Consider the following 24,430-nt stretch of genomic DNA (forward strand, 5'->3'; position numbering starts at 1 on the left):
GCGCGGGGCAGCACTGGCCCGGTCCGACGTCGCCGGCCGGCCCAGGATCGCTGGTCGGCCGCTGCGAGCGTACACAGACCGGGGACGTCCGCGACATGTCGACCTGATGTCGCACATGTCTCTCCCCGGCACGCCGTCCAGGGCTCGCCGGGGGTCAGCCCCCGGCCGGACGGTCACCCTCGTCGGGAGGCGTCCGCCGGCCGGCAGCGCCGTCGGCCGGCGTCTCCACCGGGTGCCCACCGGACGGCTCGGTCGACGGGTCGGCGCCGGCGCCGTCCTCGCGGGCACCGGCCTCCTCCGCGCCGCGGGTGATGACCTCGCGGGGGCGCCCGCGCTGGGCGACGAGGTAGGCCACCGCCAGCAGGCCGACGACGATCGAGGTGAACACGTTGAGCCGGACGCCGAAGAAGTGCTCGGCGGTGTCGATCCGCAGCGTCTCGATCCACAGCCGGCCCACGCAGTAGGCGGCCACGTAGAGCGCGAACGCCCGGCCGTGCGAGAGCCGGAAGCGGCGGTCGGCCCAGATGACCAGCAGCGCGACGCCGACGTCCCACAGCAGCTCGTACAGGAAGGTGGGCTGGAAGGTGCCCAGCACCTCGGCTCGGCCGTCAGCACCGGTGAGCGCCCGGCCCGCCGAGGAGTCCCACTGGTGGATGGTCAGCCCCCACGGGAGGTCGGTGGCCCTGCCGTAGAGCTCGTTGTTGAACCAGTTGCCCAGCCGGCCGATCGCCTGGGCGAGCACGATCCCCGGGGCGAGCGCGTCGGCGAAGGCCGGCAGCGGGATGCGCCGGCGGCGGCAGCCGATCCAGGCGCCCACGCCGCCCAGGGCGATGGCGCCCCAGATGCCCAGGCCGCCCTCCCAGATGGCCAGGGCCCGGATCGGGTCCCCGCCCTCGCCGAAGTAGGGCTCCGGGGTGGTGAGCACGTGGTAGATCCGGCCGCCGATGATCCCGAAGGGCACCATCCAGACGGCGATGTCCAGCACGTCGCCGGGGGCACCGCCGCGGGCGACCCAGCGGCGGTTCCCCAGCCAGCAGGCCACCACGATGCCGGCGATGATGCACAGCGCGTAGCCGCGCAGCGGGAAGGGGCCGAGCTCCCAGACCCCCTGGGTCGGGCTCGGGATCGCGGCGAGCACGGTCATGTGCGCACCTTCGCACGCCGGACGCCCGCCGCGAGCTCCGCGGACAGGACACGCACGCCGTCCGCGCCCTCGCCGGCGAGCAGGGCCCGCACGTAGGCCGAACCGACGATGACCCCGTCGGCGAAGGCCGCGACCTCCGCGGCCTGGTCCCCGCTGGAGACACCGAGCCCCACGCAGACGGCGGTGTCGGTGACCGAGCGGGTCCGGGCGACCAGCCGCTCGGCGGCGTCGCCGACGGTGGCCCGCGTACCGGTGACCCCCATGGTGGAGGCTGCGTAGACGAAGCCGCGCGAGGCCGCGGCGGTGGCGGCCAGCCGGGCGTCGGTCGAGCTCGGGGCGACCAGGAACACCCGGTCCAGGCCGGTGCGCTCGGTGGCGGCCAGCCAGGTCGAGGCCTCGTCGGGGATCAGGTCGGGGGTGATCGCGCCCGCTCCCCCGGCGGCGGCCAGGTCGTCGGCGAACCGGTCGACGCCGTAGCGCTCGATCGGGTTCCAGTAGCTCATCACCACCGGGACGGCGCCGGCGGCGGCGACCGCCTCGACGGCCCGCAGCACGTCCCGCATGCCCACGCCGGCCCGGACGGCGACGTCCACCGCCTCCTGGATCACCGGCCCGTCCATGCCGGGGTCGGAGTACGGGACGCCGACCTCGACGACGTCCGCCCCACCCTCGACGGCAGCGACCATGGCGGCGATCGAGGTGTCGACGTCGGGGTAGCCGACCGGGAGGTAGGCGATCAGCGCCGCCCGGCCCTCCCCCTTGGCGGCCGCGATGGCCGTCTCCAGGGCGCTCACGCCTGCTCCCCAGCGTCCTGACCGGCGACGGCCTCGTCATTGGTGACCGCGCCCTCGGTGGGCTGCTGGTCCTCGTCCAGCCCCGGGCCGGGCTCGGCGCCGCGGCCGGCCTCGACGGCCCGCTCGTCGGAGTCGGTCGGCGCGGTGTGCTCCCCCAGGCCGAACCAGGCGCTCGCCGTCTCGACGTCCTTGTCGCCGCGGCCGGAGAGGTTGACCAGCAGCAGCGAGTCCGGGCCGAGCTCCCGGCCGACCACCATCGCCCCGGCAAGGGCGTGCGCGGACTCGATCGCCGGGATGATGCCCTCGGTGCGGCAGAGCAGCGCGAAGGCCTCCATCGCCTCGGCGTCGGTGACCGGCCGGTACTCCGCGCGCCCCATGTCGTGCAGGAAGGCGTGCTCGGGGCCGACGCCCGGGTAGTCCAGGCCGGCCGAGATGGAGTGCGACTCGATGGTCTGCCCGTTGTCGTCCTGCAGCAGGTAGGACCGCGCGCCGTGCAGCACCCCGGGGTCGCCGCCGGTGATCGTGGCCGCGTGCCGGCCGGTGTCCACGCCGTCCCCGCCGGCCTCCAGGCCGACCAGCCGGACGCCGTCGTCGGGCACGAAGGCGGTGAAGATGCCGATGGCGTTGGACCCGCCTCCGACGCAGGCCAGGACGACGTCGGGCAACCGGCCCTCCCGCTCGAGGACCTGCCCGCGGGCCTCGTCGCCGATCACCCGCTGGAAGTCGCGGACCATCGCCGGGAAGGGGTGCGGGCCGGCGACGGTGCCGAAGACGTAGTTGGTCGTCTCCACGTTGGTCACCCAGTCGCGGAACGCCTCGTTGATGGCGTCCTTGAGGGTGCGGGACCCGGTCGTGACCGGGATGACCTCAGCGCCCAGCAGCCGCATCCGGGCGACGTTGAGGGCCTGCCGGCGGGTGTCCTCCTCGCCCATGTAGACGGTGCAGGACAGCCCCATGAGCGCCGCGGCGGTCGCCGTCGCCACCCCGTGCTGCCCGGCGCCGGTCTCGGCGATCACCCGGGTCTTGCCGATCCGCTTGGTGAGCAGCGCCTGACCCAGCACGTTGTTGATCTTGTGGGAGCCGGTGTGGTTGAGGTCCTCGCGCTTGAGCAGCACCCGGGCCCCGCCGCAGTGCTCGGCGAACCTGGCCACCTCGGTGACCGGGCTCGGCCGACCGGTGTAGTCCCGCTGCAGCCGGCCGAACTCCGCGATGAACTCGGGGTCCACCCGCATCGCCTCGTAGGCCTCGGTGAGCTCGTCCAGCGCGGCGACCAGCGCCTCGGGGACGAACCGGCCGCCGTAGACGCCGAAGTGCCCGGTCGCGTCCGGCCACTCCGGGCGCGCGGGGAGGTCGCGGACGTCAGGGGCGGCGGGGTGGAGGGCGGTCACGCGTCAAGACTAGGACCGCCTCCACCCTCGGCCCTCCTGCAGGGGCCCGCCGCTAGCTCGCGAGTGGCGGGGGGCAAGGGTCCTTCCCCTCAGCGGGCGGCGCGCGGGGTCGCCGGGTGGGACCCGGCCGTGACCAGGTCGGCGACCGCCTGGCGCGGGTCGCCGGCGGTCACCAGGCCCTCGCCGACCAGGACGGCGTCCGCCCCGGCGCCGGCATAGCTGATCAGGTCGTGCGGGCCGCGGACGCCGGACTCGGCGACCTTGACCACGCCGCTGGGCAGCCCGGGGGCGATCCGCTCGAAGGTGCTGCGGTCGACGTCCAGCGTGGTGAGGTCGCGGGCGTTGACCCCGATCACCGAGGCCCCGGCCGACAGGGCCCGGTCGGCCTCGGCCTCGTCGTGCACCTCGACCAGCGCGGTCATGCCGAGGGACTCGACCCGCTCCAGCAGTCCGGTGAGCGTGTTCTGGTCCAGCGCGGCCACGATCAGCAGCACCACGTCGGCGCCGTGCGCCCGCGCCTCGTGCACCTGGTAGCTGCTGACCACGAAGTCCTTGCAGAGCACCGGCACGTCGACCGCGGCGCGGACGGCGGCCAGGTCGGCGTGCGAGCCACCGAACCGGCGCCCCTCGGTGAGCACGCTGATCACCCGGGCGCCGCCGGCGGAGTACTGGGCGGCGAGCGCTGCGGGGTCGGTGATCTCGGCCAGCGAGCCCTTGCTGGGGCTGCGCCGCTTCACCTCGGCGATGACCCCGACACCGGGTGCGCGGAGCGCGGCGAGGGCGTCCAGGGCGGGCCGGGCGTCGCGCGCGGCGGCCTGCACGTCGGCCAGCGGCACGGCGGCCTGCCGGGCGGCGACGTCGTCACGGACGCCGTCCAGGATGTCGTCGAGGACGCTCACGAACCCTCCTCGAACCACTCAGCATGTGTCATGACCGCGTCCCCTCACCACTCGGATCGGTGAGATCACTCTAGAGACGTACCGGTCCGGTTCCCCCCGGGGGTCGGGGAGCCCACCCGACCCGCCGCGCGTCAGACTGTCGGGTCGTCGCCGCGGTCCAGGGCCTTCCACGCCGCCTGGTGCCTGTCCTCGGGCGACTCCGGCCGGCGGGTCCGGGCCGGTGCGGGGCTCGTCCGGGTCGGGGCACCGGTGCGCTCGTAGCGGCGGGCCATGCCCGGCCAGGAGCGCCCGCGCAGCACGACCAGCACCCCGGCGAGGACGGCGAGCACACCGGCGACGAGCGCGAGGGCGGCCCAGCCGACGACCGGGTCGCTGGTCACCTGCGCGCGGCCCAGGCCCACGGCGGAGGTGACGTCGGTGGCGTCCAGGTCCAGCCCGCCGGTGACCCCGCGCAGGCCCGACCACCCCAGGACTCCCCCGGCGACCGCGACGACCAGCCCGACGGCGAGCCGGCCGGCACCGCGGACGGCGATGACCGCGACCGCGGCGGCGAGCAGCAGCAGACCGCAGGCACCGACCAGCGGGGCGGCCTGGCTGCCGCTGAGCACCTCCGACGTCGGCGGCAGCGGCGCCTCGCGGGTGATCGTCACGTCCGCCCACGGCTGGGAGGACGACGAGAGCGCCAGCGCCCCGGCGAGCGCGGACAGCAGCACCGCGACGGTGAGCTCCCGCCGTGTCGAGGGCTCGCTCACCGTGCTCACCGGAGCTCCCGCAGCCCCTCCGCCGTGGCGATCGCGGTCAGCACGGCCCGGGCCTTGTGCCGGGTCTCCGCCTCCTCGGTCGCCGGGTCGCTGTCGGCGACGACCCCGGCGCCGGCCTGCACGTACGCCCGACCGTCGTGCAGCACCGCGGTGCGGATGGCGATCGCCATGTCCATGTCGCCGCTGGCGTCGACGTAGCCGACGGTGCCGGCGTACAGCGCGCGGCGGGTCGGCTCCAGGGACTCGATGACCTCCATCGCCCGCGGCTTGGGGGCCCCGGAGACGGTGCCGGCCGGGAACGTGGCGTCGAAGACGTCGAGCGCGTCACGGCCGGGCTCGAGCTGACCGCCGACGGTGGAGACCAGGTGCATGACGTGGCTGTACCGCTCGACCCGCATGAAGTCGGCGACCTCCACGGTGCCCGGCACGCTGACCCGGCCGAGGTCGTTGCGGGCCAGGTCCACCAGCATCACGTGCTCGGCCCGCTCCTTGGGGTCGGCGAGCAGCTCCTCGGTGAGCCGGACGTCGTCCTCCGGCGTCGCACCGCGGGGTCGGGTGCCGGCCGGCGGGTGGACCACGGCCCGGTCACCGGTGACCGTGACCAGCGCCTCCGGGGAGGAGCCGACGACGTCGAACGGGGACTCCCGGCCGGCGAAGCGCAGCAGGTACATGTACGGCGAGGGGTTGGTGGCGCGCAGCACCCGGTAGAGGTCGAGCGCGTCGACCGCCGTCTCGAGCTCGAAGCGCTGGCTGAGCACGGTCTGGAAGACGTCGCCGGCGCGGACGTGCTCGCGCACCCGCTCGACGCCGTCCTCGAACACCCCGGGCGCCATGTTGCTGGTGACCGGCGGGACCGCGGCAGCCGACACGGTGGCCACCGCGGGCGGCGCGGCCTTGGTCAGGTCGGCGGCCATCGCGTCCAGCCGGGTGACCGCGTCGTCGTACCCGTCGGCTCCCCGGCCGACCACGTTGGCGATGAGCAGCACGGTGCCGTCGGTGTGGTCGAGCACGGCCAGGTCGGTGACCAGCATCAGCGCCAGCTCGGGCATGCCGAGGTCGTCGGTCGCGGTCTGCGGCAGCCGCTCGAGCCGGCGGACGACGTCGTAGCCGAGGTAGCCGACCAGTCCTCCGGTCAGCGGCGGGAGCCCGGCCGTCCGCGGCGAGCGCAGCCGGCGGGCCAGCGTGCGGACGGCGGCCAGCGGGTCCGCGGGGAGGTCGTCGGTCAGCCCGGGCAGGGCGTCGCCGAGCCACACCGTCGTCCCGTCCCGCTCGGTCAGCACCCCGGCGCTGCGCACGCCGACGAAGCTGTACCGCGACCACTGCTTGCCCTGCTCGGCGGACTCCAGCAACACCGTGCCGGGCCGGTTCCCGGCCAGCTTGCGGTAGATGCCGACGGCGGTCTCGCTGTCGGCCAGCAGCCGGCGGGTGACCGGGACGACGGCGGCGTCGAGGGCGCCGAACTCCTCACGGGTCGGGGTGGTGGCACCCAGCTCCAGGCTCACGCCGGGGCCCCGGCGACCGCGGGCAGCGGGCGGTGGAAGCAGCTGCGCTCGCCGGTGTGGCAGGCCGGTCCCTCCTGGTCGACCCGCAGCAGCAGGGCGTCGCCGTCGCAGTCCAGCCGGACGTCGCGCACCCACTGCCGGTGCCCGGAGGTCTCCCCCTTCACCCAGTACTCCTCCCGGCTGCGGGACCAGTAGGTGGCCCGGCCGGTGGTCAGGGTGCGGCGCAGCGCCTCGTCGTCCATCCAGGCGACCATGAGCACCTCGCCGGTGTCGTGCTGCTGGACCACGGCGGCGACCAGCCCGGCCGGGTCACGGTGCAGCAGCGCGGCGACCGCCGGGTCGAGCTCGGTGTCGGGAGCGGGGGCGGACATGCCCCGATCGTCCCACCCGGCCGGTCCGCCCCGGTCAGCCGCCCGCGTCCGGACCGCCGTCCGCTGCGGGGCCTGGACGCCGCGCGGCCCGGGCACGGGCGTCGGGCAGGACGAGCAGCCCACCGGCGACGAGGGCCAGCGCGCCGTAGAGCACGGGCAGCACGGCGACGCTGCCGTTGACCGTCGACGGCGCGATGCTGACCAGCACGACCAGCCAGTAGACGCTCATCGCCAGCTGCGCGGCCGCCGCGACCAGCAGCCAGCGGCGGTCCCCGCCCAGCGCCCGCACGCCGCCGACGACGAGCAGCGCGGCGAGCGCGAGCTGGACGACCGCCACCCAGGTGCCGACGCCGGACCCCGGGCCGCGGGACAGGCTGAGCAGCGCGCTGAAGGCCATCGCGTACACGGTGCCCAGCAGCACCAGCAGCGTGGAGGCGAAGGCGATCACCGCGGCGGCGATGACCGAGCCCGGGAGCTGCGGCGGGCGGGGCGCCCAGCCCCAGCCCGGCGGCGGGTACCCGGGCGCCGCGTACGGCGGCGGTCCCCAGGAGGGCGGGGTGCCGAACTGCGGCGGGTACGGGCCGGCCGGGTACTGCGGGCCCAGGTACTGGGGGCTCCCGTACTGCGGGTTCCCGTACTGCGGGTCCCCGTACTGAGAGCCCGGGTACTGGGGCGGGCCGGCGTAGGGCGGGGCGGCGTCCCACTCGGGTGTGGTCACAGCGCGGCCGCGAGCGCCCTGCCGGCGACCCGGCCGGAGAAGATGCAGCCACCGAGGAAGGTGCCCTCCAGCGAGCGGTAGCCGTGCATGCCGCCACCGCCGAAGCCGGCGACCTCCCCGGCGGCGTAGAGCCCCGGGAACGGCGCCCCACCGGAGCGCAGCACCCGGGCGGAGAGGTCGGTCTCCAGCCCACCGAGGCTCTTGCGGGTGAGCAGGTTGAGCCGGACGGCGATCAGCGGACCGGCGTCCGGGTCGAGCAGCCGGTGCGGCTGGGCGACCCGGATCAGCTTGTCACCGAGGAAGGTGCGGGCCTGCCGGACAGCGGTGATCTGCAGGTCCTTGGTGAAGGGGTGGGCGATCTCCCGGTCCCGGGCGACGACCTCGCGCTCGACGGTGGCCAGGTCCAGGTGCGGGGTGTCGCCGGTGACCCGGTTCATCCCGGCGACCAGCTCGGGCAGCGTGCGGGAGACGACGAAGTCCTCGCCCGAGTCCAGGAACGCCTGCACCGGGGCGGCCGCGCCGCTCCGCACCCGGCTGAGCAGCAGCTTGAGGTCCTTGTTGGTGAGGTCGGGGTTCTGCTCGGAGCCGGAGAGGGTGAACTCCTTCTCGATGATCTTCTGGGTGAGCAGGAACCAGGTGTGCTCGTGACCGGTCGTGCCGATGTGCGCGAGCGTGCCCAGCGTGTCGAAGCCGGGGAACAGCGGCACCGGGAGCCGGGTGCCGGTCGCGTCCAGCCACAGCGAGCTCGGCCCGGGCAGGATCCGGATGCCGTGCCGGGCCCAGATCGGGGAGTGGTTGGCGATGCCCTCGGTGTAGTGCCACATCCGGTCGGGGTTGATCACCCGGCCGCCGGCGTCCTCGGCGATCTGCAGCATCCGGCCGTCGACGTGCGCCGGGACGCCGGACAGCAGCCGCTTCGGCACCGGCCCGAGCCGGGCCGGCCAGTTCTTGCGGACCAGGTCGTGGTTGCCGCCGATCCCCCCGGAGGTGACCACGACGGCCTGCGCGGCGAGCTCGAACCCACCGACCTCGACCCGGCTGCTCGCCGTCCCGCGCTCGGCGTCGCTGACCTCCAGCACCGCCCCCCGGACGCCGGTGACGACCCCGTCGGTGACCACCAGGCCGTCGACCCGGTGCCGGTGGCGGACCTCGACCAGCCCGCGGGCGACGGCGTCGGCGACCCGGCGGGCGAAGGGCGCGACGACGCCCGGCCCGGTGCCCCAGGTGACGTGGAAGCGCGGCACCGAGTTGCCGTGCCCGGTGGCCGTGTAACCACCGCGCTCGGCCCAGCCGACCACCGGGAAGAACCGGACGCCCTGGGCGTGCAGCCAGGCCCGCTTCTCCCCCGCCGCGAACTGCAGGTAGGCCTCCGCCCACCGGCGCGGCCAGTGGTCGTCGGCGCGGTCGAACCCCGCGGTGCCGAACCAGTCCTGGCGGGCGAGCTCGAGGGAGTCGTGGACCCGCAGCCGGCGCTGCTCGGGGCTGTCGACGAGGAACAGCCCGCCGAAGGACCAGTGCGCCTGGCCACCGAGGGAGGCAGCGGGCTCCTGCTCCAGCAGCAGGACCCGCTTCCCGGCGTCGGCCAGCTCCGCGGTGGCGACCAGTCCGGCCAGCCCCGCTCCCACCACGATGACGTCAGCGTCGGTGCTCACGCCGGGGACGCTAGCGGGCGCGGCGGGCCCCGGTGACGACCTGCCGACGTCGGCCTGGTCGCGTCCACGCCCGGACCGGCCGCCGGGATCCCAGCGACAGCGCCCCGATCGGGCCGACCAGCAGCAGCAGCGCCCACCAGACCGCCTCCCCGCCACCGAGGACGGCGAAGAAGCCGGCCAGGCCGAGCAGCCCGAGCAGCGGCAGCACCGAGAAGACGACGAGCACCGCCGACCCGCTGGTCCACCGGGTCAGCGCGCGGCCGCGCAGCACCAGCACCGCGCCGGTCAGCGCACCAGCGGCCAGCACGAGCGGCGCCAGCAGGTACCAGCCCCAGCCGGGATCGGCGTCCCACAGCAGCCAGCCCAGGTAGCCGTCCTCGACGGCGACGAGCAGGCCGAACACCGCCGCGAACGGCGCCTGCAGCGGTCGGGGCGGGGCGGTCGGCGCGCGGGTGGACCCGCGGCGGGACGCAGCCGGGGCAGCTCGGGGACTGCGACGCTGGAGGGACGACGTCATGGTCCGCAGGCTAGGGACGGCGCCTCGGGCCCAGCTGGCCGCCGGCTGGGAGACCGCTGGGCGTGCCGCCCCGCCGCCCGCCGCCGCGGCGCGGGCCAAGGTGAGCGCATGCCGTTCCTCCCGCTGCCGACGAGTGCCGCCTGGCTCCACCAGGACGCCCGATCGGGTTTCGAGGTCGTCCACTTTCGATCCGTCGACGACGGCCACCTGCTCACGGGCACCACCGCTGCGGTCGAGGACGGGCAGCTCTGGGTCGTCGACCACGAGATCCGGCTCGACCACGGCTGGCGCACCCGCAGCGCGCGCGTGACCGGCCGCTCGGACGCCGGGCTGCGCACCCGGCTGCTCGAGGCGGACGGCGGCGGCCGGTGGCGCATCGACGGGGACCCCGCGCCGTTCCTGGACGGTTGTCTGGACGTGGACCTCGAGTCCTCCGCGATGACCAACACCCTGCCGGTGCACCGGCTCGCGCTCCCCGTCGGTGCGGTGGCGCACGCTCCGGCCGCCTATGTGCGTGCCCTCGACCTGGACGTCGAACGACTCGACCAGGAGTACGCCCGGATCAGCGACCAGGACGGGCACCAGCGCTACGAGTACAGCGCCCCGCGGTTCGACTTCTCCTGCCGGCTGGTCCATGACGAGACGGGCCTGGTCCTGGCGTACCCCGGGATCGCCGCGCGAGCCCGCTGACCGAGCCCGCGGACCCAGAGCACGCCGTTCCCGTCGGGCAGTCACGTGCCGGTGCGGCGGACCAGCCTGCGCGCGTCGACCCACTGCCGGACGCCGGGCAGCGAGCAGAGCAGGGCGGCGACCGCCGGGACGACCGCCACCAGCGCGAGCTCGACCGTCGCGCCGCCACTGGTGCCCACCACCAGCAGGAAGACCGCGATGCCGGCCGCGGGCAGCAGCAGCGCCAGCCACGACCGGCCGGTCAGCAGCAGCGCGGCGCCGGCGACCAGTGCGACCACGAGCAGCAGCGGGACGGTGACCACCACCCAGCCGCCGTCACCGAACTGCCCGTTGGAGAACGCCAGCGCGATCAGCTCGAAGAGCCCCACGCCCAGCACGGTGAGCAGCGCGAGCAGGGCGGCGACGAACGCGACGGCCGGTGGGCGGCGACGCACGGGTGCGGACATGCCGGGCAACCCAGGGCGTCGTCGTGGCACGGCGCGCTCAGACCACCGGTTCGGGCTGGCGGCCGGAGCTGCGCCGCCAGGAGGCGTGCAGCCCGGCGTACGGGCCCGGCGCCTCGACCAGGTCGGCGTGCCGGCCGCGCTGCACGACCCGGCCGGCGTCCACCACGAGCACCTCGTCAGCCCGCTCGGCGGTGGAGAGCCGGTGGGCGATGGTGAGCGTGGTGCGCCCGGTGGTGAGGGCGTCCAGCGCGCGGGTCAGCCGCATCTCGGTGGCCGGGTCGACCGCGCTGGTGGCCTCGTCGAGCACCAGCAGGTCGGGGTCGGCCACGTAGGCGCGGGCGACGGCCACCAGCTGCCGCTCCCCCGCCGACAGCGACTCACCCCGCTGGCCCACCGGGGTGCCGACGCCGGCGGACAGGGTCTCCAGCCAGTCGCCCAGGCCGAGCTCGTCGAAGGCGGCGGTGATCTCCGCGTCGGTCATCCCGGGCCGGCCGTAGCGGACGTTGTCGGCGACCGAGGCGTCGAAGAGGAAGCCGTCCTGCGGCACCATCACCACCCGCTCGCGCAGCGAGGCGAAGGCGACCTCGGTCAGCGGCACCCCGCCGACCAGCACCCGGCCCTCGGTGGGGTCCATCAGCCGGGTCACCAGCTTGGCGAACGTCGTCTTGCCCGAGCCGGTCTCCCCCACGATCGCCACCCGGGTGCGCGGGACGATGGAGAGGTCGACGTCGTCGAGCGCCTTGCGCGCGTCGGGCGCGTAGCCGAACGAGACGTGGTCGAAGGCGACGTCCAGCGGTCCGGGCGGCAGGGTGCGGGCCGAGGCGGGGTCGGCGACGGCCGGGTCCTGCACGTCGGGTTCGGTGTCCAGGACGTCGAGCACCCGGCGGAACCCGGCGACGGCGTTCTGCGCCTCGTTGAGCACCTCGCTGGCGGTCTGCACCGGGGCGACGAACAGCGTGACCAGGAAGAGGAAGGCGACCAGCGTGCCGGCCGAGATGTGCCCGCCGATGCCGAGCCAGACGCCGACCACGACGACCGCGGCGTTGGCCACGGCGGCGACGAACTCGCCGCTGACGTAGACCGCTGCCGTCGTCTTCTGCGCGTCGACCGAGGCCCGGTAGTGCCGGTCGATGGCGCGGTCGAGCCGGGCCGCCGTCCGGGCGCGGATGCCGTAGGCACGCACCGTCGGCGCGCCGACGACGGCCTCGCCCACCGCGGCGAGCACGTCACCGATCCGCTCGCGCACCACCCCGTAGACGGTGGCCAGCCGGCGGGCGAAGAACTTCACCGCGAAGCCCAGCGGGATGAAGCAGACCAGCACGAGCAGGGTCAGCTGCCAGGAGTAGACCGCCATGACGACCGTGGCGACGACGAGCTGCCCGAGGCTGACCAGTCCGAGCACACCGCCCCACTGCATGAAGACCGAGAGCTGGTCGACGTCGCTGGTGACCCGGGAGACGAGCGAGCCGCGGCGCTGACCCTGCTGGTGCAGCACCGACAGGTCGTGGACGTGCCGGAAGGCACGCACCCGGAGCCCGGCCAGCGCCGTCTCGGTGGTGCGGAACAGCCGGACGTTCATCCGGTACACGGCGAAGCCGGTGACCAGCACGACGACCGCGCAGATCACCACGAGCTCGCGGACCAGGCCGATGTCCGGCCCACCGGGGGCGCCGAGCCCGCGGTCGAGGGTCTGCTGGACGGCGATCGGGACGACGACCCGGCCGGCGGTGGCGACCAGCGCGAGCAGGAAGGTGAGCGGGAGGCCGTGGCGGAACTCCGGCATCATCCGCAGGCCGCGGCGCAGCGTGGCGGTGGCGCTCTCCGCGCCCCGGTCCATCGGCAGGACCGGCTCGGTGGCAGGCGCGCTCATGCCTGTGCTCCGGCGGTCTCGCGCTCGGCGGGGTCGGCCTCGGGTGGCTGGTAGGCGTGCACGAGCCTGGCGTAGCCGGGGACCTGGGCGAGCAGCTCGGCGTGCGAGCCGCGGGCGACCAGCCGGCCGTTCTCGATCCAGACGACCTCGTCGGCGAGGGCGATGGTGGCCTGCCGGTAGGCGACGACCACCACGGTGGCCGGGTGGTCGGTGGCCCGCAGGGCGTCGAGGATGCGCGCCTCCACCGACGGGTCGACCGCGCTGGTGGCGTCGTCGAGGACGAGCAGCCGCGGTGTGCGGATCACCGCCCGGGCGAGGGCGAGCCGCTGGCGCTGGCCACCGGAGAGGCTGGCCCCGCGCTCGCCGACGTGGGTGTCGAGCCCCTCGGGCAGCCGGGCGACGAAGTCCTCGGCGGCGGCCGTGCGCAGCGCCTCGTGCACCTGCTCGTCGGTGAAGTCGCCGCCGAGGGTGACGTTGTCGCGGACGGTGTCGTCGAACAGGAACGTGGACTGGGCGACGAAGGCGACCTGGCTGCTGACCTCGCCCTCGCGCAGGGTGCGCAGGTCGACGCCGTCGAGCTCCACGGTGCCGCGGTCGGGGTCGACGAGCCGGACGAGCAGGCCGGCCAGCGTCGACTTGCCCGAGCCGGTGGGGCCCACGACCGCCAGCGTGCGGCCGGCGGCGACGTCGAAGGTGATGCCCTGCAGCGTCGGCCGGGGGGCGCCCTCGTGGCGGAACTCGACGTCGCGGAGGGCGACCGCGGCGCCGCCGTCCCCGGTCGGGGCGGCGTCCGGGCCGTGCGGGATCTCCCCGGTGGCCAGCAGCACCGGGGTCACCCGGTCGAAGCCGGCCATCGCGCGCGGCAGGTCGGCGAGCACCCAGCCGATGGCCCGGATGGGGAGGGCGAGCAGGGTGAAGAGGTAGGCGATGGAGACCAGGTCGCCAGCCTGGGTGGCGCCGTCGGCGACCCGTTCGGCGCCGACCAGCAGGACGGCGAGGGTGCCCAGGTTGGGCAGCGCCTCCATCATCGGGTCGAACAGCCCGCGGACCCGGCCGACGGCGACCAGGCCGTCGCGCAGCTCGTCGGCCTTGACCGCGAAGCGCCGCGCCTCGTCGTCCTCCCGGCCGAGGGTCTTGACGACCAGGGCGGCGTCGAAGCTCTCGTGCGCGATCTCGCTGACCTCGGCGCGCAGCTGCTGCGCGCGCTCCATCCGCGGGGACATCACCTGGCTGTAGACGGCGTTGATCACGAACACCAGCGGGAAGACCACCAGCCCGACGACGGCGAGCAGCGGGTCGGTGAGGACCAGCGCGACCACGGTGATCCCCACCATGACCAGCGCGCCGCAGGCGAAGGGCAGCGGGGCGACGAAGAACCAGCTGGCCTCGACGTCGGAGTTCGCGTTGGACAGCAGCTGCCCGGTGGGGTGCCGCTGGTGCCAGGACAGCGGCAGCCGCAGGTACTGGCCGGTGACCCGGCGGCGGTAGTCGGCCATCAGCCGGTAGCTCATGATCCCGGCGAACAGCCGCCGGCCGATGATGCCGACGATCTTGAGGACGGCGACGACGAGGATCGCCAGCGCGGCGAGGCCCAGTGCCGCACCGGTGGTCGCGCCGTCGTCGAAGGACGGCAGCAGCACGCGGTCGGTGATGCCCCCGATGACGTAGGCGCTCGCCACAGTCATGCCGGCGTACAGGCAGCTGCCGAGGACGGCGAGGGTGAACATGGCGCGCTGCTCGGAGACGGCGCGGCCGATGTGGCGGAGTCCGCGCCGGACCACGGCGTCTCTGCGGCGCGGCACAGGTGTCCTCCTCAGCGGGTGCAAGCGGTGCGCACAACCCTACTCGCGCTCCTTACCCCGTCTAACGGATTGCCGGGCGGGCTGCCGAGGGCCGCTCGACCCGGGAGGCGGGGCGCCCCGGTCGGGTTAGCCTCGAGGCGTGCCGACCTCCGCCGTGCCCGTGTCGCAGTCGGAGCGGGCGGCGCTCGCCGACCTGCTGGAGCACCTGGGACCGGACCAGCCGACCTGCTGCGAGGGCTGGACGACCCGGGACCTGGCCACGCACCTGGTCGTCCGCGACCGGCGGCCGGACGCCGGCCCCGGTCTGGTGCTGGGCGGGCCGTTGCGCGCGTGGACCTCGCGGGTGCAGGACCGCACCCGGTCGCGCCCGTTCGGCGTGCTGGTGGCCGAGGTGCGGTCCGGCCCGCCGGCGTGGGCGCCCACGGCCTGGCCGGCCGTCGACCGGCTGCTGAACACCGCGGAGATGGTGATCCACCACGAGGACGTCCGCCGGGCCCAGCCGGACTGGGCCCCGCGCGACCTGCCCCGCTCGGTGCAGGACCAGCTGTGGCGGTCGGTGCCGTTGCTGGCCCGCGGCCGGGCGGCGACCAGTACGGGCGGCGGCCTGTTCGTGCGGCGCAGCGACGTGCCGGACGGGGCGCCTGGCAGCGAGCGGCGACTGCGGGACGGCCAGCCGACGACGACGGTCATCGGCGCCCCGCTCGAGGTGCTGCTCTGGGTGAGCGGCCGGACGACCGTCGCCTGCGTGGACCTCACCGCCGAGTAGCCGCCCGCGCGGTCGATGAGTTCGCCGTCGCCGGCCGGTCCTCCTGGCCATGGACACGACGAACCTGGCCGAGCTGTACGGGACACCGCTGGTCGACTGGGGCCAGGTCGAGGGGCGGCTGTCCCGCGGGCTGTCGCAGGCGCCCGAGACGGGTGGGCCGGGTCGGCACACCTGCTGGCTGGCGACGAGGAACGCCGACGACACCCCGCACCTGACCGGCATCGGCGCTCTGTGGACGTCGGGCACCTTCTGGTTCGAGACCGGCACGACCACCCGCAAGGGCAGGAACCTGGCGCGCGACCCGCGGTGCTCGCTGAGCGTGGCGACCGACGAGTTCGACCTGGTCGTCGACGGGACGGCCACACTGGTGGAGGACCCGGCCGTGGTCGCCGAGATGGCTCACCTCTGGGCCGCTGACGGCTGGCCCGCGCGCGTCGACGCGACGGGCACGGCGCTGACGGCGGAGTTCAGCGCTCCCTCGGCGGGGCCACCGCCCTGGCACGTCTACCGCATCGAGGTCCGGCAGGCCACGGCGCTGCTCACCGTCGACCCCGGCGGGGCCACCCGCTGGCGGTTCTGAGCCGGCGGGAGACGGCTGCCGTGGAGCGGGCGCTGCGCCGCCGTCGCCGGGCTCCGGTGACGTGCGTCCGGCCGGGGTCCCGGCCCCTCACAGCGGGCCGGCCCACCGGTGCCGGACAACCGGGACCACCGGGCCCGTGCCCGACCTGCGGCTGCGTGCGCTGACCTGCCGGTGACTGCCGCCGTCGCGGGATCCCACGGCACCGCCTGGTCCGGTCAGAAGGGCGGCGGGTCGTCCTGCCCGACGTCCGCCGGCGGTGCGGCACCGGCCGCCGCGGGTGGCCGGGCCGGCGGCGGTACCCCCTCGCCGGCGCGGGGTAGATCGTCGCCGGCGCGGGGCACGTCGTCGCCGGCGCGGGGCACGTCGTCGCCGGCGCGAGGCGCGTCGTCATCGGCGCCGAAGCGCGGCGGGTGGGTGGTCGCGACGATCCCGCCGGGGGTCGTCCACTCCAGGCCACCGCCGGCCAGCCCGCGCAGTCGCCAGCCCGGGGCCTGGTGGCTCAGCCGGTGGTGGTGCCGGCACAGACAGCAGAGGTTGTCGTGGCTGGTCGGACCCCACGGCCACGGGACCTCGTGGTCGAGGTCGCAGCTGACCGGCCGCGCCCGGCAGCCGGGGAACCGGCACCGTCGGTCGCGCAACCGCACGAACCCGTCGAGCAGGCGCTCCGGCCGGTAGCCGGACGACTCCGGCGGTGGGCCCAGCCCCTGCCCGCGCCGCAGGCCCACCGCATCGGTCAGCGCCACCAGCTGCCCGCTCAGCTCGTCGACCAGCCCCACGTGCGGCCGGCGCGCGAGGGCCGAACCGGCGAGCGACCGCGAGCGGAGGAGGCGGGCGAGGGCCTGGACGGTCCGCTCCCCCGCGCGGCCCGGCTCACCAGGCACCCGCTCCCCCTCGACCGACTCGCCGGACCGTGGCTCGTCGGACAACGGCTCGTCGGACAACGGCTCGTCGGACAACGGCTCGTCGGACAACGGCTCGTCGGACTGTGGACCGTCCGACAGCTCGTCGGACCGCGGCTCGTCGGCCGGTGCGGCATCCTCGGCACGGGGCAGCAGGCCCAGCGCCTCCGCCAGCTGCCGCACCATCTCGGCGGGAACCAGGTCGCCGTCCACCTCACCCGGCTCGTCGGAGCCGAGCAGCGTCTCCACCGCGGCCACCAGGGTCAGCCGAGCCTGCACCGGCGGCATGCCGTGCTCGCCTGGCCGCAGCACCAGGTCGACCAGGCAGTCCACCATCCGCTGGGCCAGCGTCCGCTCGTCGTCGTCGACGGCCTCGGCGTACTGCCGCAGTGCATCGAGCACCGCACGGGCGACGGGGATGGGCAGGACCGCCGAGAGCGTCGCCATCCCGTCGTCCCCGGGGTGCAGCACGACCCGCCGCCCCCGGACGGCCTCTCGGACCCGCTCGACCAGCGCCTCGGCGTCCAGCCTCATCACCACCCGGCGTGCAGCGACCCGCAGCTGGCTGTGCGTCTTGCCCCCGACCCGGCTGAGCAGTCTCGCCTCGGCGGTCGGCCGCAGCTCGTCGGGCAGCCGGGACACCAGATCGGTCATGACCTGGGCGTGCCGCCAGCTGATCCGCCCCTCGTGCAGCGCGGCCAGCGTCGCCGGGAGCCGATCGACCAGCAGGACGGAGTCGACCAGCAGCGCCGACGCAGCCGCGGAGGTCAGCTGCAGCGCCACGGCGACCTCGTCGACCGCCCACTCGCTGACCTCGGTCAGCGCCGCCGGCCGGCCCGCCCGGGCCGCCCGGGTCCGCGCCGCCGCGGCGCCGATCTCGGTGTCCGGCCGGTCGAGCGAGGAGGGGCGGCAGCGGGCGAAGGCCGCCAGCGCCTCGGCCTGCTCGGCCGCGGCCCGGGCCGCGGCCAGGTGTGCCGCCGCCGCGCGGCCGAGGTGGTCCCCGCCCTCGTCGAGAAGCCGCTGCAGCCGGGCCGCACCGGGGACCTGCTCCGCACCCGGACAGGGCGGCGAGCCGTGCGGGAGGAACCCTGCCGCCAGCTCGAACTCGGCGCCGTCCAGCAACGCGCGGAGCTGCGACTCGAACCTCGAGTCGTGGTCCGGTGTCAGCGTCGCCAGGCGTTCGAACACGTGTTCGACAATACCGGTTCAACGGTCTGCTGACCAGGCATGATGCCGCCTGTGGACAGTCAGCCGAGCGGGTGGTCGGTATCCTGCCGGACGGGCACCCCGGCGGCGGCGAGACCCGCCTTGACGTCGCCGACCCGCAGCTGGCCGAAGTGGAAGACGCTGGCGGCGAGCACCGCATCGGCACCCGCCTCCACCGCGGGCGGGAAGTGCTCGACCGCACCCGCACCCCCACTGGCGATCAGCGGCACGCTGACCTCGCGGCGCACGGCCTGGATGAGGTCGGTGTCGAAGCCGGCCCGGGTCCCATCGGCGTCCATCGAGTTCAGCAGCACCTCACCGACGCCGAGCTCGGCAGCCTGCACCACCCACTCGACGGCGTCCCGGCCGGTGCCGCGCCGCCCACCGTGGGTGGTGATCTCGAAACCGGAGTCGGTGACCGCACCGTCGCGCACCCGCCGCGCGTCCAGCGACAGCACCAGCACCTGGTTGCCGTAGCGGTGCGCGATCTCGGCGATCAGCTCCGGCCGGGCGACGGCGGCGGTGTTCACCGCGACCTTGTCCGCGCCGGCGCGGAGCAGCTTGTCGACGTCGTCGACGGTGCGCACCCCGCCGCCGACGGTGAGCGGGATGAAGACGCTCTCGGCAGTGCGCCGGACGACGTCGTAGGTCGTCTCGCGGGACCCGGAGCTGGCGGTGATGTCGAGGAAGGTGAGCTCGTCGGCGCCCTCGGCGTCATAGACCCTCGCCATCTCGACGGGGTCACCGGCGTCGACCAGGTCGACGAAGTTCACGCCCTTGACCACCCGGCCGGCGTCGACGTCCAGGCACGGGATCACGCGGACGGCCAGGCTCATGCCCCGGCCCCCCGGACGGCGTCTGCCTCGACCTCGACCAGCATGTCCGGGTGCAGCAGGGCAGCCACCCCGATCATCGCGGTGACCGGCCGGACGTCGCCGAAGAACTCGCCGTGCACCCGCCCGACCTCCTCCCAGCGGCTGGTGTCGGTGACGTACATCCGCGTGCGGACGACGTCGGAGGCGGCGAACCCGGCGCTCTCCAGCGCCGTCACCAGTCCCGACATGGCCACCCGTGCCTGCGCCGCCATGTCACCGACGTGCACGACCTCGCCGTCGACGGTCGCCGTGCAGCCGCTCACCCAGGCCTGGTCGCCGACCGCGACCACGCGGCTGTACCCGACGACGTCCTCCCACGGACCGCCCGAGCCCAGCCGCAGCGCCGTCATGCCAGCTCCTCGGTGACCGCGAGCGCCTCGGGCAGGGTGAACTGCCCGGCGTACAGCGCCTTGCCGACGATCGCGCCCTCGACGCCGACCGCCGACAGCCCGGCGAGGGCCCGGATGTCGGCCAGCGAGCTGACCCCGCCAGAGGCGATCACCGGCCGCGGGGTGGCGGCGCAGACCTCGCGCAGCAGGTCCAGGTTCGGACCGCGCAGCGTGCCGTCCTTGGTGATGTCGGTGACGACATAACGGGCGCAGCCCTCGGCGTCCAGCCGGGCCAGCGTCTCGTACAGCTCCCCGCCCTCCTTGGTCCAGCCACGCGCGGCCAGCCGGGTGCCGCGCACGTCGAGGCCGACGGCGATCCGGTCACCGTGCTCGGCGATCGCCCGCGCGCACCACTCCGGCGACTCCAGCGCCGCGGTGCCGAGGTTGACCCGTCGGCAGCCGGTGGCCAGCGCGGCGGCCAGCGACTCGTCGTCGCGGATGCCGCCGGACAGCTCGACGTCGACCTCCAGGGCGCCGACCACCGAGGCGAGCAGCTCCCGGTTCGAGCCACGACCGAAGGCGGCGTCGAGGTCGACCAGGTGCACCCACTCGGCGCCGTCGCGCTGCCAGGCGAGCGCGGCCTCGAGCGGGTCGCCGTAGGAGGTCTCGCTGCCGGCCTCGCCCTGCACCAGGCGGACGGCGAGACCGTCGGCGACGTCGACGGCGGGGAGCAGCTGCAGCTTCGGCACGGGCCAAGCCTAGGGAAGCCCTCCGGGCGGCTCGTCGGACCGGTGCGGCAGGGTGCCGGCATGGAGTTCGCTGACGTCGTCCGCCGGCGGCACATGGTGCGCGACTACGACCCCGACCGCCCGGTGCCGGCCGAGGTGCGCGAGCGGCTGCTCGAGCACGCCATCCGCGCACCCTCGGCCGGGTTCAGCCAGGGCTGGGCATTCCTGGTGCTGGAGACGCCCGAGGAGCGCGACCGGTTCTGGGCGGCGACCACCGGCGCGGGCGCGCCCGACGGCTGGCTGACCCGGATGCGGCGGGCGCCGCTGCTGGTGGTGCCGCTGTCGCACAAGGCCGCCTACCTGGACCGCTACGCCGAGCCGGACAAGGGCTGGACCGACCGCGACGAGAGCCGCTGGCCGGTGCCGTACTGGGACGTCGACACCGGCATGGCGTCGCTGCTGATGCTGCTGACCGCGGTCGACGAGGGCTTGGCCGCTTGCTTCTTCGGCATCCCGCCCGAGCGGGTGCCGGCCTTCCGGGAGGCCTTCGGCGTGCCCGAGGCGTACCGGCCGATCGGCTGCGTCTCGGTCGGCTACGCGGGCACCGAGGACAAGCGGTCGCCGTCGCTGCGGCGTGGCCGGCGCGGGACCGCCGACGTCGTGCACCGTGGTCGGTGGTGACTGGTTGACTCAGCGGGTGACCGACGAGAACAACTCCCGCGCCGTCCTGGTGACCGGCGCCTCCCGCGGCATCGGCCGCGCCATCGCCCTGGCCTTCGCCGCACAGGGCGACCGGGTGGCGGTGCACTGGGGCGGGTCCCGGGAGCGGGCCGAGCAGGTGCTCGCGGAGCTGCCCGGCGACGGGCACGTGCTCGTGCAGGCCGACCTGGCCGACGCCGAGGCGGTGGGCCGGATGGTCGACGACGCAGCGGCGCAGCTCGGCGGGCTGGACGTGCTGGTCAACAACGCGGGCGTGTTCACCGCCCACCCGCCGCTGGAGACCAGCTACGCGGACTGGCAGCAGGCCTGGTCGACCACGCTGGCGGTCAACCTCCTCGGCCCGGCCAACGCGACCTTCCGCGCGATCCCGCACCTGGTCGCCGCCGGCGGCGGGGTGGTCGTCAACGTCTCCAGCCGGGGTGCGTTCCGGGGTGAGCCCGCCAACCCCGCGTACGGCGCCTCCAAGGCCGGGCTCAACGCCTTCGGCCAGTCGATGGCGCTCGCGCTGGCACCGCACGGCATCTCGGTGGGCACCGTCGCGCCGGGCTTCGTGCAGACCGAGATGGCCCGGGAGGTGCTCGACGGTCCCGGTGGGGACGCCGTCCGGGCGCAGTCGCCCTACGGCCGGGTGGCCCGTCCTGAGGAGGTGGCGTCGGCGGTGCTCTGGCTCGCGAGCCCCGGCGCCCGCTTCTCCACCGGCACGATCATCGACGTCAACGGGGCCAGCTACCTGCGCTCCTAGGAGAAGGACCGGATCCTGCAGGAGAGTGCGTTCACATCACCCGGGACGTCGCCACCAGCAGCAGGTCGGAGGTGTGCGTCCCCGCGACGCCGACGTCCTCCGGCCGGGGCGTGAAGCCGGGCAGGTCGGCGAGCCCGTCGCTGCCGTCGAGTGCCCGCACGGTCACCGGCCCGCCCCCCTCGACCACGAAGGTGGCGGCCACCCCGGCCTCCGGGGGTGCGTGGAAGGTCACCGACAACCGGTCCTCCCCCAGCACGTCGGCGGGCACGTCCCGGCCGGCCACCGTCGCGCCGGTGACCCGGGCGCCGGTGACGTCGAGGACCAGCAACCGGGCCGCCCGCCAGGACTGCACCTGCACGGTGACCTCCCGGCGCCCGTCGCCGAGGTCGGTTGCGGTCGTGGTCAGTGTCGGCGCGGGCAGGTCGGCCGGCTCGGCCCCGCCGGTGGCCAGGTCACCGGCGAGGACCGGGAAGGTCTCGGACAGGTCCTGGTGTCCGTCGAGGTACGCCGCGGTCCAGGCGACCGGGTCGTCCTCGGTGCTGATCCACCAGGCGTCGCCGGTGTCGGCGTCCAGGGCGTACATCAGCTGGGTGGGGGCCGGGTGGGCGGCGTCGAACCGGTCGACGGCCAGGCCGGTGCCGAACAGCGCCAGCGTCAGCAGCACGGCCACCCCCGGCACGACCGCGCGCGACGCCCGCCCCGCGCCGGCGGACCCGAACAGCGGTTCGAGCACCGGCAGCAACACCAGACCGAGCAGGACGGCGAACAACGCGGGCGCCGCCCCGGTGGCCAGCCCCAGCGCCGGGAAGAACAGCGCGATGGTGGGCGCCAGGACCAGCACCGCCACCGCACCGGCGACCAGCCCGGCCAGCGGCCGCGCCCACGCCGGGGTCGCGAGCAGGCCGACGACGCCCGCCAGCGCGGCTCCCAGCGCCGGCACCGCGGTCAGGTAGGAGCCGCCGGGCGCGGCGGCCGCCAGCACGACGCCGAGCACCGCCAGCCAGCCGAGCGCACCGACCGCGAGGGCGTCCGCGCCGACCCGGCGGCGGACCAGCGCGTACCAGACCAGCAGCACGGCGACGACGAGCGCGACCACCCCGAGGCGGTACCAGCCCGGCCGCCAGGGGTCGATGAGGCCGGCGTACCCGGGCCGGACGGCGACCAGCAGCGCCCAGGCCGCCTGGGCGGCCAGCGGCGCCAGCACCACCGGCACCACGGCCAGCCCGAAGCCCGCCAGCGACCGGCGCAGCGACGTCCCGGTCCGCCGCCGGGTGACGACGGCCAGCGCGCCGACGGCGACCACCGCGAGCCCGGCGACCGGCCAGACCAGCCAGCCCGGGTACCGGAGCAGCCCGCCGAGCACCGGGAAGTACACCGCGTCACCGGAAGCGGGGTCGGCGAGCGCGCCGAGGTCGTCGGCCCCCAGCGCCCGGGTCAGGGCCAGGGTGTTGTCGCCCATCGCCTGCAGGCTGCCGCGGTCCATCCGGTCCGGGGTGTCCTCCGGGGTGTGGTACGCCGCCGACCCGTCGATGTAGGCGGTGTTGAGACCGGTGAAGCCGGCGCCCAGCAGCGGGCTGAAGTCGGTGTCGTTGGGCAGCGCGCGGTACACCTCGACGGCGAAGCTGGTCGCCACCGGGTGCGGGGCGGCACCGGCGTAGACCCCGGCCAGGCCGGCGTTGCCCCGCGCCGTCTCGAACATGATCGGCGGCCCACCGGTGCCCCGGGCCTCCAGATTGAGCACCACACCTCCGTCGGCGGCCAGCGGGTCGGAGTCGGCGAACGCCTCGGCGCCGCACAGGCACGCCTCCTCGGCGTCGGTGAGCACCACGACGACGTCGTTGCGCAGCCGCGGCCCCTCGCGCAGCGCGCGCACGGTCTCCAGCACCGAGGACACCCCCGCGGCGTCGTCGTTGCCGCCGGGCCCGGTCTCGACCGAGTCGTGGTGGGCGACCAGGAACAACCGGCCGGTGGGGTCGGTGCCCGGCAGCACGGCGACGACGTTGCGCACCCGGGCCATCTCGACCCGGCCCGGGTCCCCGGGGTCGGCGCCGACCGCGTCCTGCACCCGGGTCTGCAGCCCGAGCTCGGTGAGGGTGTCGACCAGGTAGGAGCGCACCCGGTCGTTGGCCGCGCTGCCGGTCACGTGCGTCCCGGCGGCGATCTGCTGCACGTGCTCGAACGCCCGACCGGCACTGAACTCCCCGGCCGGGGCGTCGACCGGGGCGGGGGCCGGCGGCTGCAGCACCACGACGCTCAGCGCCGCGAGCGCCCCGAGCAGGAGCAGGGCGGCGAGCCCGAGCAGACGACCAGCACGCACCGAGGACCTCCGGGAGGCGAGAGCCGGATCACCCTAGGGGTGGGCCGGCCGCCGCCCGGGGGCGGTGCTCAGTCGAGCGTGTCGAGCCAGTTGGTCAGCAGCTGGGCACCGGCGTCGCCGCTCTTCTCGGGGTGGAACTGGGTCGCCGACAGCGGCCCGTTCTCCACCCCGGCGACGAACCGGTCACCGTGCTCGGCCCAGGTGACCGACGGCGGCGTCAGCCGGCCGGTGACCCCGGAATCGGCGAGCGGGAACTCGCGGACCCCGTAGGAGTGCACGAAGTAGAAGCGCTGGTCGGCCAGCCCGGCGAACAGCGTGGAGTCCTCCGGCGCCTGCACGGTGTTCCAGCCCATGTGCGGCAGCACGGGCGCCTGCAGCTGCTCGACGACGCCGGGCCACTCGCCGCAGCCCGCGGAGTCCTGGCCGTGCTCCACGCCGCGCTCGAAGAGCACCTGCATGCCCACGCAGATGCCGAGCACCGGGCGACCGCCGGCCAGCCGCCGACCGATGACCTTGGGGCCGTCGACGGCCCGCAGGCCGTCCATGCAGGCGGCGTAGGCGCCCACCCCGGGGACGACCAGACCGTCGGCGGCCAGCGCGGCGTGCGGGTCGTCGGTCACGGTCACGTCGGCGCCGACACGGGCCAGCGCCCGCTCGGCCGAGCGCAGGTTGCCCGATCCGTAGTCCAGCACGACGACCTTCTTCACAGCTGCC

At 75.4% G+C, this 24,430-nt stretch carries 24 protein-coding genes; 5 read left to right on the top strand and 19 right to left on the bottom strand.

Annotated elements, in window-relative coordinates:
* Nucleotides 1-154 precede the first annotated feature (154 nt).
* The 10 genes from lgt to FHL79_RS16390 all read right to left on the bottom strand — a co-directional run bounded on the left by lgt (nt 155) and on the right by FHL79_RS16390 (nt 9,746).
* Nucleotides 155-1,144: a prolipoprotein diacylglyceryl transferase gene (gene lgt, locus FHL79_RS16345; RefSeq protein WP_138759648.1), complete on the bottom strand. Its 990-nt coding sequence runs from the start codon at nt 1,142-1,144 to the stop codon at nt 155-157.
* Nucleotides 1,141-1,938, bottom strand: a complete 798-nt coding sequence (gene trpA, locus FHL79_RS16350; RefSeq protein WP_138759649.1) for a tryptophan synthase subunit alpha — start codon at nt 1,936-1,938, stop codon at nt 1,141-1,143. Before trpA ends, lgt begins: the two co-directional genes overlap by 4 nt.
* Nucleotides 1,935-3,326, bottom strand: a complete 1,392-nt coding sequence (trpB, locus tag FHL79_RS16355; protein ID WP_138759650.1) for a tryptophan synthase subunit beta — start codon at nt 3,324-3,326, stop codon at nt 1,935-1,937. Before trpB ends, trpA begins: the two co-directional genes overlap by 4 nt.
* Nucleotides 3,327-3,415: 89 nt before the next feature.
* Nucleotides 3,416-4,225 carry an indole-3-glycerol phosphate synthase TrpC gene (trpC, locus tag FHL79_RS16360; protein WP_138759651.1) on the bottom strand — a complete coding sequence of 270 codons (810 nt, stop codon included), beginning with the start codon at nt 4,223-4,225 and terminating at the stop codon, nt 3,416-3,418.
* Between the two features lie 131 nt (nt 4,226-4,356).
* Nucleotides 4,357-4,986 (bottom strand): TIGR02234 family membrane protein, encoded by a 630-nt coding sequence (locus tag FHL79_RS16365; RefSeq protein ID WP_246080869.1) that lies wholly within the window; start codon nt 4,984-4,986, stop codon nt 4,357-4,359.
* On the bottom strand, nt 4,983-6,488 hold the full coding sequence (locus FHL79_RS16370; protein WP_246080871.1) for an anthranilate synthase component I: 1,506 nt from the start codon (nt 6,486-6,488) through the stop codon (nt 4,983-4,985). The genes FHL79_RS16365 and FHL79_RS16370 overlap by 4 nt, the downstream gene beginning before the upstream one ends.
* Nucleotides 6,485-6,859 carry a phosphoribosyl-AMP cyclohydrolase gene (hisI, locus tag FHL79_RS16375; protein ID WP_138759652.1) on the bottom strand — a complete coding sequence of 125 codons (375 nt, stop codon included), beginning with the start codon at nt 6,857-6,859 and terminating at the stop codon, nt 6,485-6,487. The genes FHL79_RS16370 and hisI overlap by 4 nt, the downstream gene beginning before the upstream one ends.
* Nucleotides 6,860-6,893: 34 nt before the next feature.
* Nucleotides 6,894-7,577 (bottom strand): hypothetical protein, encoded by a 684-nt coding sequence (locus tag FHL79_RS16380; RefSeq protein WP_138759653.1) that lies wholly within the window; start codon nt 7,575-7,577, stop codon nt 6,894-6,896.
* The gene (locus tag FHL79_RS16385; RefSeq protein WP_138759654.1) at nt 7,574-9,229 is read right to left on the bottom strand and encodes an FAD-binding dehydrogenase; all 1,656 of its coding nucleotides are present in this window, start codon (nt 9,227-9,229) and stop codon (nt 7,574-7,576) included. The genes FHL79_RS16380 and FHL79_RS16385 overlap by 4 nt, the downstream gene beginning before the upstream one ends.
* Before the next feature lie 10 nt (nt 9,230-9,239).
* Nucleotides 9,240-9,746 (bottom strand): hypothetical protein, encoded by a 507-nt coding sequence (locus tag FHL79_RS16390; RefSeq protein ID WP_138759655.1) that lies wholly within the window; start codon nt 9,744-9,746, stop codon nt 9,240-9,242.
* A gap of 108 nt (nt 9,747-9,854) precedes the next feature.
* Here FHL79_RS16390 and FHL79_RS16395 point away from each other — a divergent pair, with 108 nt between their 5' ends.
* Nucleotides 9,855-10,436 carry a putative glycolipid-binding domain-containing protein gene (locus FHL79_RS16395; protein ID WP_138759656.1) on the top strand — a complete coding sequence of 194 codons (582 nt, stop codon included), beginning with the start codon at nt 9,855-9,857 and terminating at the stop codon, nt 10,434-10,436.
* A gap of 41 nt (nt 10,437-10,477) precedes the next feature.
* Here the strand turns inward: FHL79_RS16395 and FHL79_RS16400 are convergent, their stop codons facing one another.
* Genes FHL79_RS16400 through FHL79_RS16410 form a run of 3 tightly spaced genes read right to left on the bottom strand, consistent with a single transcriptional unit; the run spans nt 10,478 to nt 14,554 of the window.
* The gene (locus tag FHL79_RS16400) at nt 10,478-10,882 is read right to left on the bottom strand and encodes a hypothetical protein (RefSeq protein ID WP_138759657.1); all 405 of its coding nucleotides are present in this window, start codon (nt 10,880-10,882) and stop codon (nt 10,478-10,480) included.
* 37 nt (nt 10,883-10,919) lie between these two features.
* Nucleotides 10,920-12,752, bottom strand: a complete 1,833-nt coding sequence (locus tag FHL79_RS16405; RefSeq protein WP_138759658.1) for an ABC transporter ATP-binding protein — start codon at nt 12,750-12,752, stop codon at nt 10,920-10,922.
* Nucleotides 12,749-14,554 (bottom strand): ABC transporter ATP-binding protein, encoded by a 1,806-nt coding sequence (locus tag FHL79_RS16410; protein ID WP_246080873.1) that lies wholly within the window; start codon nt 14,552-14,554, stop codon nt 12,749-12,751. The genes FHL79_RS16405 and FHL79_RS16410 overlap by 4 nt, the downstream gene beginning before the upstream one ends.
* Before the next feature lie 139 nt (nt 14,555-14,693).
* Here FHL79_RS16410 and FHL79_RS16415 point away from each other — a divergent pair, with 139 nt between their 5' ends.
* Complete coding sequence (locus FHL79_RS16415) at nt 14,694-15,320, top strand: TIGR03085 family metal-binding protein (protein WP_138759659.1); 627 nt, start codon at nt 14,694-14,696, stop codon at nt 15,318-15,320.
* Nucleotides 15,321-15,369: 49 nt separating this feature from the next.
* A complete protein-coding gene (locus tag FHL79_RS16420) occupies nt 15,370-15,900 on the top strand; it encodes a pyridoxamine 5'-phosphate oxidase family protein (RefSeq protein ID WP_138759660.1) in 531 nt (176 codons plus the stop codon).
* 215 nt (nt 15,901-16,115) lie between these two features.
* Here the strand turns inward: FHL79_RS16420 and FHL79_RS16425 are convergent, their stop codons facing one another.
* The 4 genes from FHL79_RS16425 to priA are packed head-to-tail and all read right to left on the bottom strand — an operon-like array spanning nt 16,116 to nt 19,958.
* A complete protein-coding gene (locus FHL79_RS16425; RefSeq protein WP_138759661.1) occupies nt 16,116-17,987 on the bottom strand; it encodes an HNH endonuclease signature motif containing protein in 1,872 nt (623 codons plus the stop codon).
* A 59-nt stretch (nt 17,988-18,046) separates the two neighbouring features.
* Nucleotides 18,047-18,841 carry an imidazole glycerol phosphate synthase subunit HisF gene (gene hisF / locus FHL79_RS16430; RefSeq protein ID WP_138759662.1) on the bottom strand — a complete coding sequence of 265 codons (795 nt, stop codon included), beginning with the start codon at nt 18,839-18,841 and terminating at the stop codon, nt 18,047-18,049.
* Nucleotides 18,838-19,230 (bottom strand): RidA family protein, encoded by a 393-nt coding sequence (locus tag FHL79_RS16435; protein WP_138759663.1) that lies wholly within the window; start codon nt 19,228-19,230, stop codon nt 18,838-18,840. Before FHL79_RS16435 ends, hisF begins: the two co-directional genes overlap by 4 nt.
* Nucleotides 19,227-19,958: a bifunctional 1-(5-phosphoribosyl)-5-((5-phosphoribosylamino)methylideneamino)imidazole-4-carboxamide isomerase/phosphoribosylanthranilate isomerase PriA gene (gene priA / locus FHL79_RS16440; RefSeq protein ID WP_138759664.1), complete on the bottom strand. Its 732-nt coding sequence runs from the start codon at nt 19,956-19,958 to the stop codon at nt 19,227-19,229. The genes FHL79_RS16435 and priA overlap by 4 nt, the downstream gene beginning before the upstream one ends.
* A 60-nt stretch (nt 19,959-20,018) precedes the next feature.
* Here priA and FHL79_RS16445 point away from each other — a divergent pair, with 60 nt between their 5' ends.
* Together FHL79_RS16445 and FHL79_RS16450 are read left to right on the top strand one after the other, a co-directional pair.
* Nucleotides 20,019-20,618, top strand: coding sequence for a nitroreductase family protein (locus tag FHL79_RS16445; protein WP_138759665.1), 600 nt, complete (start codon nt 20,019-20,021; stop codon nt 20,616-20,618).
* A 16-nt stretch (nt 20,619-20,634) separates the two neighbouring features.
* On the top strand, nt 20,635-21,399 hold the full coding sequence (locus FHL79_RS16450; protein WP_138759666.1) for an SDR family NAD(P)-dependent oxidoreductase: 765 nt from the start codon (nt 20,635-20,637) through the stop codon (nt 21,397-21,399).
* Nucleotides 21,400-21,430: 31 nt separating this feature from the next.
* On the opposite strand, the gene FHL79_RS16455 is transcribed toward FHL79_RS16450, so the two are convergent.
* Both FHL79_RS16455 and hisH read right to left on the bottom strand, forming a co-directional pair.
* Nucleotides 21,431-23,716: a M28 family peptidase gene (locus tag FHL79_RS16455; protein WP_138759667.1), complete on the bottom strand. Its 2,286-nt coding sequence runs from the start codon at nt 23,714-23,716 to the stop codon at nt 21,431-21,433.
* A 68-nt stretch (nt 23,717-23,784) separates the two neighbouring features.
* Nucleotides 23,785-24,423 carry an imidazole glycerol phosphate synthase subunit HisH gene (gene hisH, locus FHL79_RS16460; RefSeq protein WP_138759668.1) on the bottom strand — a complete coding sequence of 213 codons (639 nt, stop codon included), beginning with the start codon at nt 24,421-24,423 and terminating at the stop codon, nt 23,785-23,787.
* Between the last annotated feature and the right edge of the window lie 7 nt (nt 24,424-24,430).

Origin of the sequence: Modestobacter altitudinis (assembly GCF_005930475.1) — a bacterium.
GTDB classification, from domain to species: domain Bacteria; phylum Actinomycetota; class Actinomycetes; order Mycobacteriales; family Geodermatophilaceae; genus Modestobacter; species Modestobacter altitudinis.

Excerpts from the sequence above, each read along its gene's own strand:
- FHL79_RS16405 (WP_138759658.1), bottom strand. The coding sequence starts at position 12,752 with ATGAGCGCGCCTGCCACCGAGCCGGTCCTGCCGATGGACCGGGGCGCG.
- FHL79_RS16420 (WP_138759660.1), top strand. The coding sequence starts at position 15,370 with ATGGACACGACGAACCTGGCCGAGCTGTACGGGACACCGCTGGTCGAC.
- FHL79_RS16435 (WP_138759663.1), bottom strand. The coding sequence starts at position 19,230 with ATGACGGCGCTGCGGCTGGGCTCGGGCGGTCCGTGGGAGGACGTCGTC.
- FHL79_RS16395 (WP_138759656.1), top strand. The coding sequence starts at position 9,855 with ATGCCGTTCCTCCCGCTGCCGACGAGTGCCGCCTGGCTCCACCAGGAC.
- FHL79_RS16390 (WP_138759655.1), bottom strand. The coding sequence starts at position 9,746 with ATGACGTCGTCCCTCCAGCGTCGCAGTCCCCGAGCTGCCCCGGCTGCG.
- hisF (WP_138759662.1), bottom strand. The coding sequence starts at position 18,841 with ATGAGCCTGGCCGTCCGCGTGATCCCGTGCCTGGACGTCGACGCCGGC.
- FHL79_RS16445 (WP_138759665.1), top strand. The coding sequence starts at position 20,019 with ATGGAGTTCGCTGACGTCGTCCGCCGGCGGCACATGGTGCGCGACTAC.
- lgt (WP_138759648.1), bottom strand. The coding sequence starts at position 1,144 with ATGACCGTGCTCGCCGCGATCCCGAGCCCGACCCAGGGGGTCTGGGAG.
- FHL79_RS16400 (WP_138759657.1), bottom strand. The coding sequence starts at position 10,882 with ATGTCCGCACCCGTGCGTCGCCGCCCACCGGCCGTCGCGTTCGTCGCC.
- hisI (WP_138759652.1), bottom strand. The coding sequence starts at position 6,859 with ATGTCCGCCCCCGCTCCCGACACCGAGCTCGACCCGGCGGTCGCCGCG.